At 68.8% G+C, this 16,881-nt stretch carries 15 protein-coding genes; 7 read left to right on the plus strand and 8 right to left on the minus strand.

What is annotated here, in order from left to right; all coding sequences use genetic code 11:
• Nucleotides 1-16 precede the first annotated feature (16 nt).
• Complete coding sequence (locus J1M43_RS13375) at nucleotides 17-511, plus strand: SprT-like domain-containing protein (protein ID WP_033105101.1); 495 nt, start codon at nucleotides 17-19, stop codon at nucleotides 509-511.
• Nucleotides 512-751: 240 nt separating this feature from the next.
• Here the strand turns inward: J1M43_RS13375 and J1M43_RS13380 are convergent, their stop codons facing one another.
• From J1M43_RS13380 to J1M43_RS13390, 3 genes are all read right to left on the minus strand, one after another.
• On the minus strand, nucleotides 752-1,417 hold the full coding sequence (locus tag J1M43_RS13380) for a 2-phosphosulfolactate phosphatase (protein WP_033105102.1): 666 nt from the start codon (nucleotides 1,415-1,417) through the stop codon (nucleotides 752-754).
• A gap of 163 nt (nucleotides 1,418-1,580) precedes the next feature.
• Entirely contained in the window at nucleotides 1,581-3,041 is a 1,461-nt protein-coding gene (locus J1M43_RS13385) for an ABC transporter permease (protein WP_307823464.1), read from the minus strand.
• A complete protein-coding gene (locus J1M43_RS13390) occupies nucleotides 3,038-3,799 on the minus strand; it encodes an ABC transporter ATP-binding protein (protein WP_033106274.1) in 762 nt (253 codons plus the stop codon). Before J1M43_RS13390 ends, J1M43_RS13385 begins: the two co-directional genes overlap by 4 nt.
• A gap of 149 nt (nucleotides 3,800-3,948) precedes the next feature.
• Between J1M43_RS13390 and J1M43_RS13395 the strand changes: the two genes are divergently transcribed.
• Entirely contained in the window at nucleotides 3,949-4,191 is a 243-nt protein-coding gene (locus J1M43_RS13395; RefSeq protein ID WP_206476992.1) for a type II toxin-antitoxin system Phd/YefM family antitoxin, read from the plus strand.
• Nucleotides 4,192-4,578 carry a type II toxin-antitoxin system VapC family toxin gene (locus J1M43_RS13400; protein WP_033105105.1) on the plus strand — a complete coding sequence of 129 codons (387 nt, stop codon included), beginning with the start codon at nucleotides 4,192-4,194 and terminating at the stop codon, nucleotides 4,576-4,578.
• Nucleotides 4,579-4,602: 24 nt separating this feature from the next.
• Here J1M43_RS13400 and J1M43_RS13405 read toward each other — a convergent pair whose 3' ends face one another.
• From J1M43_RS13405 to J1M43_RS13420, 4 genes are all read right to left on the minus strand, one after another.
• Complete coding sequence (locus J1M43_RS13405) at nucleotides 4,603-5,238, minus strand: response regulator transcription factor (RefSeq protein WP_206476993.1); 636 nt, start codon at nucleotides 5,236-5,238, stop codon at nucleotides 4,603-4,605.
• Nucleotides 5,235-6,437 carry a sensor histidine kinase gene (locus tag J1M43_RS13410; protein ID WP_206476994.1) on the minus strand — a complete coding sequence of 401 codons (1,203 nt, stop codon included), beginning with the start codon at nucleotides 6,435-6,437 and terminating at the stop codon, nucleotides 5,235-5,237. Before J1M43_RS13410 ends, J1M43_RS13405 begins: the two co-directional genes overlap by 4 nt.
• Nucleotides 6,438-6,700: 263 nt before the next feature.
• Complete coding sequence (locus J1M43_RS13415; protein ID WP_206476995.1) at nucleotides 6,701-7,861, minus strand: AMP-binding protein; 1,161 nt, start codon at nucleotides 7,859-7,861, stop codon at nucleotides 6,701-6,703.
• Between the two features lie 85 nt (nucleotides 7,862-7,946).
• Nucleotides 7,947-8,906 carry a 1,4-dihydroxy-2-naphthoyl-CoA synthase gene (locus J1M43_RS13420; protein WP_206476996.1) on the minus strand — a complete coding sequence of 320 codons (960 nt, stop codon included), beginning with the start codon at nucleotides 8,904-8,906 and terminating at the stop codon, nucleotides 7,947-7,949.
• Between the two features lie 73 nt (nucleotides 8,907-8,979).
• On the opposite strand from J1M43_RS13420, the gene J1M43_RS13425 reads away from it, so the two are divergent.
• Nucleotides 8,980-9,996: a GNAT family N-acetyltransferase gene (locus tag J1M43_RS13425; RefSeq protein WP_033105108.1), complete on the plus strand. Its 1,017-nt coding sequence runs from the start codon at nucleotides 8,980-8,982 to the stop codon at nucleotides 9,994-9,996.
• Between the two features lie 185 nt (nucleotides 9,997-10,181).
• Nucleotides 10,182-11,159, plus strand: coding sequence for an o-succinylbenzoate synthase (locus J1M43_RS13430; RefSeq protein WP_033105109.1), 978 nt, complete (start codon nucleotides 10,182-10,184; stop codon nucleotides 11,157-11,159).
• Nucleotides 11,160-11,258: 99 nt separating this feature from the next.
• On the opposite strand, the gene J1M43_RS13435 is transcribed toward J1M43_RS13430, so the two are convergent.
• On the minus strand, nucleotides 11,259-11,891 hold the full coding sequence (locus J1M43_RS13435; protein WP_206476997.1) for a TetR/AcrR family transcriptional regulator: 633 nt from the start codon (nucleotides 11,889-11,891) through the stop codon (nucleotides 11,259-11,261).
• A gap of 115 nt (nucleotides 11,892-12,006) precedes the next feature.
• On the opposite strand from J1M43_RS13435, the gene J1M43_RS13440 reads away from it, so the two are divergent.
• Entirely contained in the window at nucleotides 12,007-14,835 is a 2,829-nt protein-coding gene (locus J1M43_RS13440) for an efflux RND transporter permease subunit (protein ID WP_206476998.1), read from the plus strand.
• Nucleotides 14,832-16,793 (plus strand): YhgE/Pip domain-containing protein, encoded by a 1,962-nt coding sequence (locus tag J1M43_RS13445; protein ID WP_206476999.1) that lies wholly within the window; start codon nucleotides 14,832-14,834, stop codon nucleotides 16,791-16,793. Before J1M43_RS13440 ends, J1M43_RS13445 begins: the two co-directional genes overlap by 4 nt.
• Nucleotides 16,794-16,881 lie beyond the last annotated feature (88 nt).

Here is a 16,881-nt window from a genome sequence, read left to right on the forward strand (position 1 = left end):
GATTTACTCTTGGCGCATGGCGGAACTTGACCGTGTGCGCGTCTGGGGAGACGCACTGATCCGGCTGCACCTCGACGACTCGTGGTCGTTCGGCTTCGACCACGCCAAGCGCCGCGCCGGTCAGTGCGATTTCCGGGCGAAGCGCATCACGGTGTCGCGCTATCTCGCTGCGCGCTTCGACGATGACGAGATCCATCAAGTGCTGCTGCACGAGGTGGCGCACGCCATGGCCGGACACCGGGCCGCGCACGGGGCGAAGTGGAAGCTCATCGCCCGCGACATCGGCTACGTCGGTGGCACGACGCACCACGGCGAGACGGCAGAGGAGCTCGCTCCGTGGATCGGCACCTGCCCCGCCGGCCACGTCACTTACCGGCACCGCAGGCCGAGCCGGGCGACCTCATGCGTCAAGTGCTCGCGCACGTTCGACCCGCGCTTCGAGTTCACCTGGACCCGCCGCGAGATCACGGCGGCGGCGAAGCTGGCCGCGCAGATGCCGCGCGAGCAGTAGCCGCCGGGGGTTCCGCTACGGGGCGTTGAGCGAGCGGCAGCCGGACGGTTCCGCCACGGGTCGTTGAGCGAGCGTCAGCCGGACCGTTCCGCCACGGGTCGTTGAGCGAGCGTCAGCCGGACCGTTCCGCCACGGGTCGTTGAGCGAGCGTCAGCCGGACCGTTCCGCCACGGGTCGTTGAGCGAGCGTCAGCGAGTCGAAACCTGCCGAGCAGCGTCAGCGAGTCGAAACCTGCGTGTCTCACGCGAACGCGACGAAGACCCCGTCGCTGAGCACGGGCACGACGTCGGTCGCGTCGACTTCGGCGGCGGCCGCAGTGTCGGTCGGAACGAGACCCGCCGCTTCGATGCGCGCGGTCGCTGATACGCCGTCGGCGATCTCCTTGCCGGACCCGGATGCCGTCAGCAGATGCCTCATCGCCCGTCGCAGTCCGCGGGCCGATTCGCAGACAGCCGCGGCATCCGGCGAGGTGTGATCGGCGCCCAGGTCGCTGAGCGCCGCGATGATCGTGCCGGCGCCGAGCTGGTCTTCGACGGCGAAGCGGAGGTCTCCGGCATCCGTCAGCTCGCCCGCCGCGATCATGGCGACCGAAGTGCGCTGCTGCCGTCGGTTCTGAAGTTCGAGCACGGTCCTCGCCACGGCCGAGGCGTTGCGCAGCGAGCCAAGGAGCACGGTCGGCTCGCCCGCCGCTGCGGCCGCCGCGACCACGGCTGCGCCGTTGCGCGACCAGCCAGCGGCATCCGTGAGCGTGACCGTGCGGCCGGATGCCACGGCATCCGTCACCGTCGATGAGAAGCGGAGCACGTCGACCACGACGACCACGTCGGACGGCGCGAGACGCTGCAGTCCCGCGACACCCCACTCGAAGCGGACCTGGTATGCGGACTGATCGAACGGTTGCGGCATCCCCCCAGCCTACGAGACTCCGGCGCGCGCCATCGCGCGCCAGCCCCGCGCTGCAGGAGGTGGCGCCACGTGCCGCCTCCCGCGACCCGAAGCGACACCAAGCGACCCCTCCCGCCACCTGCATCGGCCGGCCGGCCGCCCGCCACCGCCGCGACCAGCCGGCTCAGTCCACGGCCAACGCCTCGACCGGTGCCACCCTGGTTGCGAGCCGGGTGGGCGCCGCGGCAGCCACGAGGGTCAGCACCGCAGTCGCGACGACGATCACGGCCACCGGGATCCACGGCACGGCCGGAGCCACAAGCCCCGCGGTCTCTTCGAAGTTCGGCGGCATCCGCACAGAGCCGAGCAGCGACTGCGCGGCGATCCAGCCGTACACGACGCCGAGTGCGAGACCGGTGGCGGTCGCCGTGATCGTGATGTGCAGGGCCTCGAGCAGGATCATCCGTCGCACCTGGCCGTTCGACAGCCCGATCGCGCGCAGCAGCCCGATTTCGCGTCGCCGCTGCACGACTCCGATCGTGAGCAGGTTCACCAGCCCGACCGCGGCGATCACCGCCGAGACGCCGACCAGCACCATCATGATGGCGGAGAAGCTGTCCATGATCAGGGCGAACTCCGAGTCGACCTCTCCACCCGCGGCCTTCGCCAGAAGCACCTTGACCGATTCCAGCGCGACCGCGAACATCGTCACCAGAGTCACACCCATGACGACACCGATCGCCATGCGGCTGGAGCGCTCCGGATACCGCAGCGCGTTCTCCGCGGCGAGCCGTGCCGTCGCCGAGCGCCCGAACAGCTTTCCGACCAGACGCAGCAGCGGCGGCATCACCAGTACGGCGCCCAGTGAGATCCCGGTGAACGAGAGCAGTCCGCCGAAGAACGCCACGACCACTCCCAGCGGCGTCACCAGTCCGATGAGCACGCCGAACGCCAGCAGCGCCGCACCGGCGATGAGCAGCAGCAGCGCTCCGACGTGACGCGTGGGGCGCCGTGCGGCATCCTCGTGCGAGCGCTCCACCGAACCTCCGATCGCCTGCAGCGGAGTCACCGCGAGCACGCGCCGGGATCCGACCCAGGCTGCCGCCCACGTCGTCAGCGCGACCCCGAGCGCGGGGATAAGGATCGCCGGCTGCGCCAGCGTGAACGAGGGCGCCGCGCCCAGCATCCGATCGGCGACGCCCAGTCCTATCCAGACGATGCCGAAGCCCGCGACCAGACCGACCACGGCGCCGAGTGCGCCGACGACCAGCCCCTGATTCGCGACCTCGACCCGCTGGGAACGGGCACTCCCGCCGATCAGCCGCACCAGCGCGATGTACCGCGTACGCCCGGCGATGATCGTCGAGAACGTGTTGGCGGTGACGATCGCGCCGACGTAGAGCGCGACGCCGATCAGCAGCACGGACAGCAGTGCGACCACGACGGCCAGCGTTCCGCTGTCACCGATGTACGGGTCGGCCCGCAGCATCGCACCGATGTACATCGTCGCCTCGACGAGCACGACGCCGAGCGCCGATGACAGGGCGGCGACCAGCACGCTGGCTCCCATCCCGCGGTCGCGCAACCAGGTGAGGCGCGGGCCCGTCGCACTCGTGTCCGAGACGACGGCGGCGACGGCGCTCACGCCGCCACCTCCGCGGCGAGCATGTGCGCCGCGATCTGCTCGGCGCTCTGGCGAGGATGGTCGGCGACGATGCGGCCGTCACCGAGGTACAGCACCCGGTCGGCGTGACTGGCCGCGATCGCGTCGTGCGTGACCATCGCGATGGACTGGCCGTGCTCACTGCTCGCGGTCGAAAGCAGTTGCAGCACCTCGCGCCCGCTGGCGGAGTCGAGGTTGCCGGTCGGCTCATCCGCGAACACGAGGTCGGGCGCGGTGGCGAGCGCGCGGGCGATGGCCACGCGCTGCTGCTGGCCGCCGGAGAGCTCGTGCGGACGGTGCCGCAGACGCGCGCCGAGACCGAGGGTCTCGACGAGTCCGTCGATCCTGGCGCGTTCGATCGCGCTGGGCCGGCGACCGTCGAGTTCGAAAGGCAGCAGGATGTTGCCGATCGCATCGAGCGTCGGCACCAGGTTGAACGCCTGGAAGATGAAGCCGACCCTCCGCCGCCGCAGGATCGTGAGGTCGAGGTCGCCGAGTCCGGTGATCTCGGTGTCGCCGATCCACGCGCGCCCCTCGGTCGGCGCATCGAGGCCGGCCATGATGTGCATGAGCGTCGACTTGCCCGATCCGCTCGGCCCCATGATGGCGGTGAACTGCCCGCGGCGGATGCCGACGCTGATGTCGTCGAGAGCAGTGACGGCGCTCTCGCCAGAGCCGTATGACTTCGTCAGGTGCTGCACACGGGCTGCGAGCCCGAGGTCTGTGGTCGTGATCTCCATACCTACGACGTTAGGAAGAGCGGATGCTGCGCCGCATCGCCCGTGCGCATCATCCGCATACATCTCAAGGATGATCCTGCGCGTCCTTCGGTTCCACGAAACAACACGACCGATGGACTAGACTAAGCGGACTCAGTCCAGGAGATTTCATGCACACTGTCAACATGCACGAGGCGAAGACCCACCTTTCGAAGCTGGTCAATGCCGCCTCCGACGGCGAAGTGGTGATCATCGCGAAGGCCGGCAAGCCCGTGGCGAAATTGACGCGCATCGATTCTCCGACCGCGCGCAGACGACTCGGTTTCCTCGCCGGCGACGCACAGGTTCCCGACGACTTCGACGAGATCGCCGGCGCCGATATCGCGGCCCTGTTCGAGGGCGAGGACGCCTGAATGCGACTGCTGCTCGATACGCACCTGCTGTTGTGGGCCGGGCTGCAGCCGGACCGGCTTTCGCCTGCCATGAGCGAACTGCTCGAGGACGAGTCCAACCTTCCCATGTTCAGCGCTGCGAGCGTCTGGGAGATATCGATCAAAGCCGGTCTGGGCCGCGCCGACTTCACAGTGGATTCTCGTTCGTTCCGCAGGGCCCTGATCGACAACGGCTACGAAGAGCTGTCCATCACGAGCGCGCACGCCGCCGCGATCGCCGATCTGCCTGCGATCCATCGAGACCCTTTCGATCGCATGCTCGTGGCCCAGGCACGAGTGGAGGGAATCACCCTCTTCACCTCGGACCGTGCCGTGAGCGCATACGGCTCACCAGCTCGACTCGTCTGAGAGCTCGACCACCCGGTTTCGCAGTCAGTTCAGACCGTGCTCGAACGCGAAGACCACCAGCTGCACGCGGTCGCGCAGCGCGAGCTTGGTGAGGATACGGCTGATGTGCGTTTTCACCGTGGCCTCGCTGAGGAATTCGCGTCCGGCGATCTCCGAGTTCGACAGCCCGCGCGCGGCGAGCGCGAAGATCTCCCGCTCGCGATCGGTCAACGACGCATAGGCCGAAGGCACTGGTTTCGCCGCCTCGGTGAAGTGCGCGAACAGCTCACGAGTGGCGGATGCCGCGATCACATTCGACCCTGAGTGCACGGTGCGGATCGCGGCGAGCAGGAACTCCGGCTCGGCATCCTTCAACAGGAACCCGCTCGCCCCCTGCCTGATCGCACGTGCTGCGGCCTCGTCGAGGTCGAAGGTCGTCAGCATCACGACCTTCGGGGCATCCGGCGACTTGAGGATCTTGGCTGTGGCCGTGAGACCGTCCATCACCGGCATTCGGATGTCCATGAGCACCACGTCCGGTGCCGTCTGCGCCACGACGGCGAGCGCCTCCTGCCCATCGCCCGCCTCTGCGACCACTTCCATGTCAGGCTGGGACGACACCAGCATCCGGATGCCGGCACGGAACAGCGCCTGGTCGTCGACCAGCAGCACCCGGATCATGCGCGTCCCTCCGATGGTTGCGTCGCCCCGATGGGCAGTGCCGCATGAACGACGAACTCGTCGCCGGTGCGCTCGGCCCGCAGCGAGCCGCCGACGAGCTGCGCGCGCTCTCGCATGCCGACCAGGCCGTGTCCGCCGGGAGCGCCGACGACCTGAGCGACCGCGACCGCATTGCGCACTTCGACCTCGACCCGGTCGGGCAGCCACGCCAGGCGGATGTCGACCGCCCCGCCAGAGCCGTGCCGGATGGCATTGGTCAGCGCCTCCTGCAGGATGCGGTACACGGCGAGCTGGATGGCACCTGGTGGCTCTCCCGGCGGCATCGGATCGACCGTGACGCGCGGTTCGACGCCCGCCTGCCGCACCTGCGCGAACAGCTGCTCGAGGTCGGCGATGGTGGGCTGGGGTCCGTCGCCCTGGCGATGCCGCAGTTGAGTGAGCAGCATCCGCACGTCTGAGAGCGCGGAGCGCGCGGTCTGCGAGATCGTGCCCAGTGCCTCGACTGCGACCTCTGGTGAGGAGGCCGCCGCATAGCGCGCTCCATCGGACTGCGCCACGATCACGGCGAGCGAGTGCGCGACGACGTCGTGCATGTCGCGGGCGATGCGCACCCGCTCCTGCTCCTCGGCCGTGGCGAGTTCGGCTCGCGTCTGCGCTTCGCGGCTGACGCGCCAGCGCAGCACCATGCGCCAGCCGAATCCTCCCAACCATGGTGAGCCGAGCGCGAGGATGCTCATGAAGGCGATCAGCACGAAGCTCGCGACGGTGCTGGAGATTCCGACCCCGACGAACTGGTCGTTGCTGAAGGTGATGTACGTCGCGGCGATGACCCCGCCGACGAATGACGAGACGAGACCTGCCCAGAAGACGCGGGTCGTGCCCCATGCGGCGGCCGCGTACAGCACGCCGAGGATCGCGACATTGATCGGAAGGGGCCCGAGTCCCGCCGCCATCTGCACGAGCGCGCCGGCCCACGCCACAGCCAGGGCGATGCCGGGCGCGAGCCGCCCGATCGCCACCGCGCCGCATTGCAGCACCGCGGCGACGACGAGCCCACCGATGCCGACAGCCTCGGGGACTGTGGTGCTGAGGTTTCCCGGCGCGTAGAACGCGAGCGATGTGGGCACGAGGACCGCGAACAGCACGAACGCCCCGACGATGTCGAGGACGAGCGAGGTGCGGGACAGCGGGCGGATCACCCTTTCACGCTACGCGAGGCGCCCGTGCGCCAGCATCCGTCCAGCGATGTATCCCGAGGGTGGATCCGTGCGCGGGTGCGACGTTTGGCGGAGGGTGCGACGTTTGGCGGAGATATTCGTCCAGAACCTCCGACGTCCGTGACATCCTCCGCCATCCGCAACAGGGCGTACGCCAGCCGACGTCAGGCGCGGCAGAGGATCTCGCCGTGCCCATGGGTGTACGTGGCCATGGTCTCCCTTTCCGGAGCTCGCCTTCTCGGAACTCAGTGCAGTTCGGCGACCAGGCGACGGATCGCCTCACGGTCGGGCTTTCCGGAGCTCAGCGTCGCCATCTCGTCGACGATGATCATCCGGGCGGGACGAGCGGGCTTGCCCAGCTGCTCCGCGACGACCTCGCGCGCATGCCCTAGTTGCTCGGATTCGCTGCGCCGCAGCGCCTCGCCGCGCTCGGCGACGATGACGGATGCCTCGCCCCATCGCTCGTCGTCGACGCCGACCACGACGGCACTTGTCAGCCCCGGGATGCCGCGGACGATGCGTTCGACTCGGTCGAGGGAGATGTTGACGCCACCCGAGACGATCACGTTGTCGGCGCGGCCGTGCACGCGCACGACACCGTCTTCGACGATGCCGAGATCGCCGGTGCGATACCAGCGGATGCCGTGCTCGTCGCGCTCGAAGGTGGCCCCGGTGAGGGCAGGATCACCGAGGTAGCCGTCGGCGAGCATGGGTCCGGCGATGCGCAGTTCGCCGTCGACGGTCTTCACTGCGACGGTCTCGAGCGGGACGCCGTCGTACACGCATCCGCCGCTCGTCTCTGTCGAGCCGTAGGTGCGCACGAGGTGCACGCCGAGCTCGGTGGCGCGTTCGCGCACCGGCTCAGGGAGCGCCTGGCCTCCGACGAGGATCGCGGAGTACGCCTGGAGTGCGGCGAGGACGGTCGTATCATCGACGGCCGCATCGAGCAGGGTCGCAACCTGCGCCGGCACGAGCGACGTGAACAGCTTCTCGCCCCGGCCGCGCAGCATCGGCAGGGTCGCCTCGGCGAAGCTTCGGGCCGAGAACCCGTCTCTCAGCACCACCGGAGTGGTACCGGAGAGGATCGAGCGCGCCAGCACCTGCAGACCTGCGACGTATCCGGCCGGCAGCGCGAGCAGCCAGCTGCCCGATCCGATGCGGAGTGCGGTCGCCTCGGCTCCGGCGCGCAGAGCCTCTGCGCTCAGCACGACGCGCTTCGGGATGCCGCTGGATCCGGACGTTCCGATCACAACGGCCGTGCCCTCGTCCACGACCTCCGGCTCGTCGTCCGAGGCACCGAGGCCGAGCATCCCCAGTGCCAACGCCGGGCCGCCGTCGAGCGCTCGAGCGAGATCCTGCTGCAGCTGCACGGCGTCGTCGGCCTGCGTGGAGATCAGTCCTGTCATCGGTGGGCCTCTTGCATTTCGACTCGCTTCGCTCGCTCAGTGTTGACCCGGCTCGCATCAACGCTTCGCATTGATCCGAACCGCGTCAAAAGTGCCAGGGGAACGACGTCCAGTCGGGGTCGCGCTTCTCGAGGAAGGAGTCGCGGCCCTCGACGGCCTCATCCGTGCCGTAGGCCAGGCGGGTCGCCTCGCCGGCGAACACCTGCTGGCCGACGAGCCCGTCATCGACCGCGTTGAAGGCGAACTTCAGCATGCGGATCGCGGTGGGCGACTTCGTCAGCACCGTGCGCGCCATCTTCAGCGCCTCGCGCTCGAGCTCGGCGTGCGGCACGACCCGGTTCACGGCGCCCATCTCGTAGGCGCGCTGCGCGGAGTACTCCTCGGCGAGGAAGAACACTTCGCGCGCGAATTTCTGCCCGGTCTGACGGGCCATGTACGCCGAGCCGTATCCGGCGTCGAAGCTGCCGACATCGGCATCCGTCTGCTTGAACTTGCCGTGCTCTGCACTCGCGACGGTCAGGTCGCACACCACGTGCAGCGAATGCCCGCCGCCCGCGGCCCACCCGGGGACGACGGCGATGACGACCTTGGGCATGAAGCGGATCAGCCGCTGCACCTCGAGGATGTGCAGACGCCCCAACGACGCAGCGGCTGCGGGACTCTCGATCGCTGACCCTTCGACAGGCTCAGGGGTCGAAGGGTCGGTTGCTGAGCCTGTCGAAGCATACTTGTAGCCGTCGCGGCCGCGGATGCGCTGGTCGCCGCCGGAGCAGAACGCCCAGCCGCCGTCCTTCGCGCTCGGCCCGTTGCCGGTGAGCAGCACGGCGCCGATCTTCGGATCCTGGCGGGCGATGTCGAGCGCCCGGTACAGCTCGTCGACCGTGTGCGGCCGGAAGGCGTTGCGCACCTCCGGTCGGTGGAACGCGATGCGGGCGACGCCGCCGTCATGCGTGACGTGCGCGGTGATGTCGGTGTAATCCTCTGCACCGGGTGCCAGCACCCATTCAGCGGGATCGAACAGGTCTGAGACGGATGCTGTGGCCACGGCATCCACCCTATTCCCCGCGCCCGCGTACCTCACGCAGGAAGCGCCGCCTCGATCGGGTTACGGTTGCAGGATGCTCGAACTCATGCGGATCGACCCGTTCGACAGCCGCGAGGTGAACCTCTGGTGGGACATCTACGCCGCCGCCGAACGTGCGGATCGCGGTGCCGGCACTGCGGTGTGGACGCGCGACGAATCCCGGCACGAGTTGCAGCACGACACCGCGACGATCGATCGCCGCGCGTACCTCGCCCGGATCGACGGCGAGGTCGTCGCGGGAGGGCGCCTCGCGCTGCCGATGCGCGACAACCTGCGGGTCGCGATGCTCGGCGTGCACGTCGCACCGGAACTGCGGCGCCGCGGCATCGGTACGGCAGCGCTCACGGCGCTCGAGGAGGAGGCGCGAAGCGCAGGGCGCAGCATCCTGAAGGCGAACGCGTCGTGGCCGTGCAGTGCGGGCGATGACGGATCCGGAGTTCCTGGTCGTGAGTTCGCTCGACGGCACGGCTACGCGCTGGCACTCGGCGATGTGCAGAGCCGCCTGCCGCTCCCCGTCGCAGCAGCGCATCTCGATGCGCTCGGCGCCGAAGCATCCGCTCGCTCCCAGGACTACTCGCTGCGCTCATGGATCGGCAGCGTTCCCCAGGTGCTGGTCGACGGATGGGCCGAGCTCGACGCCGCCGTCGACACGGAGGCGCCGGTCGGCGACCTCGAGATCGAGCGGGCCACGGTCGACACGAGTGAGATCCGCCGAAGCGAGACGCTGATCGCCCAGCAGAATCGACGCAGTTTCGGAACCGTCGCATGCGACCGCGGCGGCCGCGTCGTCGCTTTCACGCAGCTGGTCGTGTCGGGCGATGACGGCAACGCCTACCAATGGGGCACGCTCGTGCGTCGCGAGGCCCGCGGCAACCGGCTGGGCATGGCCGTCAAGATCGCGAATCTGCGGATGCTGCTGGCGCACGCCTCTGACGTGCGCGCCGTGTACACGTACAACGCCGGCGTCAACGAGCACATGCTGTCGATCAACCGCCGCCTGGGCTTCGCACCCTCCGAACTCATGGCCGAGCTGCAGAAGCGGCTGGTCTGAGCGCCGGACACGCCGCACGGCACACTCGTCAGTTCAGATCACAGGTGTCAGTCGAGAACTGCGTTTCTGGACTGACATCCGTCTTTTGAACTGACAGGTGTCGCGGCGCTTACAGGTGTCGCGACGCGAGCCCTGGCTCGGCACGGCACCCGGCCCGATGAGTTCGATGAGGGCATGATGGTGACATGACCCCGTCGCTCGCAGAGCTGCTCGACACGGCCCGTGTGGTCGCCCTCCCCATGACGACGCGCTTCCGCGGCGTCGACGTGCGCGAAGCGCTGCTGTTCGAGGGTCCAGAGGGCTGGGCCGAGTTCTCGCCGTTCGTCGAGTATGCGGATGCCGAGGCATCCGTCTGGCTCGCTTCGGCGATCGACTACGCCTGGAACGCCCAGCCGACTGCGCTGCGGCAGTCGATCGGCGTGAACGCGACGGTTCCCGCGGTCGCCGCCGCCGAGGTCGCCGGTGTACTGGCACGATTCCCCGGATGCCGGACGGCGAAGGTCAAGGTCGCCGATCCCGGCCAACCGCTGAGCGACGACGTCGCCAGGGTGCGTGCGGTGCGCGACGCGCTGGGACCGGAGGGGCGCGTGCGCATCGACGCCAACGGCGCATGGAACGTCGACGAGGCGGAGCACGCGATCCACGCACTCGCCGAGTTCGATCTCGAGTACGCCGAGCAGCCATGCGCCACCGTCGACGAGCTCGCCGAGCTGCGCATGCGCGTGAAGTACATGGGCATTCCGATCGCCGCTGATGAGAGCATCCGCAAGGCCGAGGATCCGCTCGCCGTCGCCCGCGCAGGTGCTGCCGACCTCATCGTGATCAAGGCGCAGCCGCTCGGCGGCCTCACCCGCGCGCTGCAGATCGTCGTCGCTGCCGGCCTTCCGGCTGTCGTCTCCAGCGCACTCGACACCGCCGTCGGACTCTCACAGGGCGCAGCTCTCGCGGCCGCTCTCCCCCACCTCGACTACGACTGCGGCCTCGGCACCGGGGCGCTGTTCGTCGAGGACGTCGCCGATCTCTCGCCGTCGGACGGCACGATTCCCGTCGGCCGCATCACCCCTGACGCGGCGCGACTGGACAGGCTCGCGGCATCCGTCGAGCGTCGCGACTGGTGGCTCGACCGCCTCGAACGCTGTCACGCTCTGCTCGCCGCGGAGTAGACGGCGGGCGGCACGAGACCGAGTCTGCAGCACGAAACAGCGCCAGGCACGGTCGGTCTCGTGCCATAAAGTCGGTCTCGCCGCAGAGCGCCGCGCGACTCAGTCGGCAGCGGGCGCGATGAGCAGCTCGACGAGCTGACCGAGCGCCTCGGCGCCGGCGCGATGCAGCTTCTCGCCGTCCCAGCCGGACACCGCCGCGCGCACCATGCACCCCTCCCACTGGACCATGAGCATCTGCGCCGCGGTGGGCACATCGATCCGCAGCGCGAACAGGCCCGAGTCGACGATGCCCTGGATGATCTCCTCGATGCTGGCGGTCATCGCCCGATCCTGCGCGAGGTAGGCCTTCCCGAAGACCTCATCACGCAGCGCGCGGATGCGGATCTCACTCATCAAGAGCACGCTCAGACGGTCGTCCAGGCCGGAGTCCATGACCTTCTGCACCAGTTCGATGGGGTCGGCGTCGCCGTTCAGCACACCTGCTGCGACGAACTCCTCAATGCGCCCGCGCACAGAAGCCAGACGCTGCTCGGTCACGGTCGAGACCAGCTCGAGGAAGAGCTCGTCCTTGGAGTCGAAGTTCGAGTAGAAGGCCCCACGCGTGAAGCCCGCGCGCTCGCAGATCGCCTCGACGCTGGCGCCCTCGAGTCCGACCTCGGCGAACACCTGCGCGGCGGCATCCATCAATCGCACTCGCGTGTTCTCGCGCCGCTTCGTCACGGGGATCGTCATGGTCTCACTTTCACATCCGAGGCACAGTTTCGCACATCCGACTCACCGTAGGATACACAGGTGTATCGGATACATCTCTGTATCCATTCTCCCGTCCGCCGTCTCGGAGGAACCTGTGTCCACTCTCCTGTCGTCACTCGGGCGCTGGTCGTTCCGTCACCCGTGGCGCGTGCTCGTCGCCTGGCTCATCATCCTCGGTGTCGCCGGCGGCGGCGCGCTCGTGCTCAACCAGGGCACGGACAACTCGTTCAGCATCCCCGGCACAGAGTCGCAGGACGGTCTCGAGCAGCTTTCGCGCTCGTTCCCGCAGGTCAGCGGCACGAACGCGCAGTTCATCGTGGTCGCCGCGGACGGCGATTCGATCACGGATGACGAGTACCGCGACCCGATAGCGGATGCCGTGGACGAGCTGAGCGACCTCGACGGCGTCCTTGCCGTCACCTCTCCCTACGACGAGATGATCGACGGGATGATCAACGAGGACGAGACCGCGGCGATCGTCCAGCTGCAGTTCGACGGGCAGGCCACCGACGTCTCGGCCGAGACGAAGGATGCGCTGACCGCCTCGGTCGACACGCTCGTAGGCGAACTGCCCGACGGTTCGCAGACCGAGCTCGGCGGAGATCTGTTCGCCATCTCGATCCCGGGGGTGACCCTCACGGAGGCCGTCGGCGTGGTCATCGCCCTGCTCGTGCTCATCGTCACGTTCCGGTCGTTCGTCGTCGCCGGGCTCCCCCTGCTCACGGCGATGCTGGGCGTCGGCATCTCCATGGCCGGCATCTTCGCCGCCACCGCCTTCGCCTCGGTGTCATCGACGACGCCGCTGCTCGCGCTGATGCTCGGGCTCGCGGTCGGCATCGACTACGCGCTGTTCATCATGGCCAGACATCAGGACCAGGTGCGCGACGGCGTCGACCCGGAAGAATCGGCCGCGCGCGCGGTCGGCACCGCGGGATCCGCTGTCGTGTTCGCGGGCATCACCGTGCTGATCGCCCTGATCGGCCTCGGGTTCGCCGGCATCCCGTTCCTGACGACCATGGGCATCGCCGCATCCGTCGCGGTCGCCGTCGCCGTCGCGATCGCCGTGACACTGACACCTGCTGTGCTCGGATTCCTGAAGGGGCGCATCGTGGGCCGCCCGAAGAAGGTGCGCGCGACCCTTCGACAGGCTCAGGGATCGGATAGACCGGCCCAGGGCTCGTCGAAGGGTCCGCGGCGCGGATTCAGCGAGCGCTGGGTCGGCGGAGTGACGAAGCATCCGATCCTCACCTCGCTCGCGGTCGTGATCGGTCTCGGCGTCGTCGCCGTCCCCGCACTCAGCCTCAATCTCGCGCTGCCGAACGCCGGCGTTCTCGCCGCCGATGACGAGGCACGGCAGAGCTACGATCTCGTCGCGGACGAGTTCGGCCCCGGTTTCAACGGCCCTCTCGTGCTGACCGGCACGATCGTCACGTCCACCGACCCGCTCACGCTGATGGAGGACCTCGGCGATGCTGTGGCCGAGATCGACGGGGTGAAGGAGGTCGCGCTCGCCACTCCGAACGAGACTGCCGACACCGGGATCGTGCAGGTGATCCCAGAGACCGCGCCGGATGACCCGGCGACCAGCGACCTCGTGCGTGAGCTGCGCTCGCACCACGACGAGTGGCTCGAGGAATTCGGCATCGACGTCAAGGTGACCGGCTTCACCGCTGTCGCGATCGACATCTCCGACCAGCTCGGAAACGCCCTGCTGCCCTTCGGCGTCTTCGTGATCGGGCTGTCGCTCATCCTGCTGACGATCGTGTTCCGCTCGCTCTGGGTGCCGATCACCGCCGCCCTCGGCTACCTGCTGTCGATCGTCGCGGCGTTCGGCGTCGTCGGCGCGGTGTTCGAATGGGGCTGGTTCGCCGACGCGCTGCACGTCGCGAAGGTCGGCCCGATCATCAGCTTCATGCCGATCATCCTCATGGGTGTGCTTTTCGGGCTCGCGATGGATTACCAGGTGTTCCTCGTGTCGCGCATGCGCGAGGACTTCGTGCACGACCCGGACGGTCGCTCGCCCGACAGAAGCGTGCGCCGTGGGGCGGCTCTGCGCGCCGTGCGCAGCGGCTTCACCGGCTCTGCGAAGGTCGTGACCGCTGCGGGACTCATCATGTTCGCGGTGTTCGTGGCATTCGTGCCAGAGGGCGATTCGTCCCTCAAGCCGATCGCGCTCGGCCTCGCTGCCGGCATCGCGATCGACGCGTTCCTCGTGCGGATGACGCTGATCCCCGCGCTCATGGCGATCCTCGGCGAGCGCGCCTGGGAGATCCCGAAGTGGCTGGAGAAGATCCTGCCCAGCGTCGACATCGAGGGCGAAGCCGTCGAGCGTGAGCGGCATCTTCTCTCCTGGCCTGGCGATGACTCGATCGTCGCGGCGGACGATCTCGTGCTGAGCGCGGATGCGCCGATCCTCGAAGGCGTGACCCTGCGGATCGCCCCCGGCGCGGCACTCATCGCCACAGGTCTCGACGGCCGCGTGCGGCGTGCACTCGCGTTGGCGGTCGCCGGCAGGCTGACACCGGATGCCGGCAGGCTCCGCATCGCAGGACATCTGCTGCCCGGCCGGGCGCCCTGGGTGCGAAATCACGTCGGCTGCGTGCTGGTCGACGATGCGGATGCTGCGCTCATCGACCTTCGCGAAGCCCTGCGCGGCGCCCCGACTCTCGTCGTGATCGACGGCTTCGACCGCTTCACCGGTGGTCAGCGCGATCAGGCGACGGCGATGCTGCAGGATGCCGCGGCCGCAGCCGCTTCACGGGTGGAAGCGGGGACCTCGCGCCCGCTCGCGGTCTTCGCGACAGCATCCGACCCCGCGCTCGCACGCACGATCCTCGCGGAAGCCGCCTGGCCCGCCGCCCAGCTCGTCGACCTCCGCACCTTCATCGACGCTCCCACCGACATCACCGAGGTGAACGCATGACCCTCCCGATCGAGCGCGCCCGCTCGCGCAAGCCCATCACCTGGTTGACGATTCTCGGCATCGTGCTGCTGCCGGCAGCTGTCGGCGGCATCCTGGTCGCGGCCCTCCAGAACCCGACCGAGCGGCTGGGCACCATGACCGCCGCCATCGTGAACCTCGACGAGCCCGTCACGATCGACGACCAGTACACGCCGCTCGGGCGACAGTTGGCGTCTGGGCTCGTGGAGGGTTCGGACGAACTCGACTCCAACCTCACCTGGGTCATCTCGAACGAGGACGACGCCGCCGAGGGTCTTGCCGACGGCAGCTACCAGGCCGTCATCACGATTCCCGCGGAGTTCTCTGCAGCGGCCACCTCTTCCGGACAGGCGATCTCCGACGGCGGCGGCACCGCTGAGCAGGCGACGATCGAGGTCACCACGCCGGATGACGGACTCGTCGCCGATGACCTCATCACCCAGCAGATCGCATCCGTCGCGACGTCCACGATGGGGACGATGCTGTCTGAGGCGACCATGGAGAATGTGCTGGTCGGCTTCACGACGATCGGCGACCAGATCGGCGAAGCCGCGACAGGTGCGCGGGAGCTGGCGACAGGTGCACGAAGCGCAGCGGATGGCGCGGCCGCCCTTCCCGAGGGTGCGACTCAGCTCGCCGACGGTGCGTCGCAGCTCGGCACCGGTGCGTCGGAGCTCGCAGGCGGGCTCGGCACGATCGCTTCTGGGACGCGTGGTGCTGCCGACGGCGCCTCGACGCTGGGCTCGGGGCTGACCTCCGGGGCGGCGGCGCTCGAGGCTGACGGTCTCGTGCCGGCAGCGTTGTTCACCGCTGCAGACGGCGCCCAGACAGCGACTGCGAGAGTCAACAGCGGCGTCACAGGCTTGGATGCGCAGTTGAAGACGCTCTTGGCCAGTTGCGATGCGGACACAACTCCCGAATTCTGCCGAGAGCTTGCGCTCGCCTCCGGCACGGCAACCGCGCTCGTAGGCCCCGCTGGCCAAGCAGCTCAGGTGGCGGCAGGTACAGCATCCGGACTCGTGGCCTTCAACACCGAAGCATCCGCAATGCTCACCTCACAGCTGCGAACCGCCGGAGACGGCGCACTCTCCCTCGCTGACGGCCTTTATCGACTTGCCGATGGCACGGATCAGTCCGCTGCCGGCGCGAACTCCTTGAGCACGGGCGCCGTGGCGTTGAGCGACGGTGCGACTGCGCTGTCCGATGGCGCGACCGAGCTGGCCTCTGGCGTGGACAAGCTCGCGACCGGGACCGGCGACCTCGCCGGCGGATTGAAGACGGCATCCGAGTCTCTCCCCTCGTTCGACGATCAGGAATCGTCTTCGCTCGCATCCGTCATCGCCGATCCTGTGTCGTCGAACTCGTCGATGAACACGATCTTCGGTCCGACCGCCATCCCGCTGCTCGCAGCGGTGGTGCTGTGGTTCGGTGGTCTCGCATCGTTCATCGTGATGCGCGCCCACACCGCGCGCACGCTGACGTCGCGGCGATCGTCGGCCGGACTCGCGTTGCGTGCCTTCGCCCCCGCGGCCGCGATCGGCGCAGGACAGGGCGTGCTCGTCGCACTCATCGTGCAGTTCGTGGCGTCGTACGATGCCGCGGCGTGGTGGGCCTTCGCAGGCACGGCGGTCCTCGCTGGAGTCGCGTTCGCCGCAGTGAACCAGGCGCTCGTCGCACTGTTCGGCGGGATCGGACGCTGGGTGAGCGCCCTCATCGGAGTCGTCGCCGTCGCGACCGGACTCATCTCCACAGTGCCGGGGTGGCTCGCGTCGATCGGCCAGGCGCTGCCGACCGCCCCGGCGTTCACAGGACTGATCGCTGCGAACGGCAGCGCGCTCGCGAGCCTCGTGGTGTGGGGCGTGCTGTCGCTCATCGCCACGACGCTGATCGTCGCCGTGCGCCGGTCGACCTCGACGAAGGCCGTGCTCGCCGGCGCCTGAGCCGCAGCCCCGGCGGGAGGTGGTCCTTGACGCCGCTTCCCTGGGCGAGAGGCGACAAGTACAACCACCCCACGACGCCCCGCCACAC

Origin of the sequence: Microbacterium sp. KRD172 (genome assembly GCF_017168295.1) — a bacterium.
Lineage (GTDB): Bacteria > Actinomycetota > Actinomycetes > Actinomycetales > Microbacteriaceae > Microbacterium > Microbacterium profundi.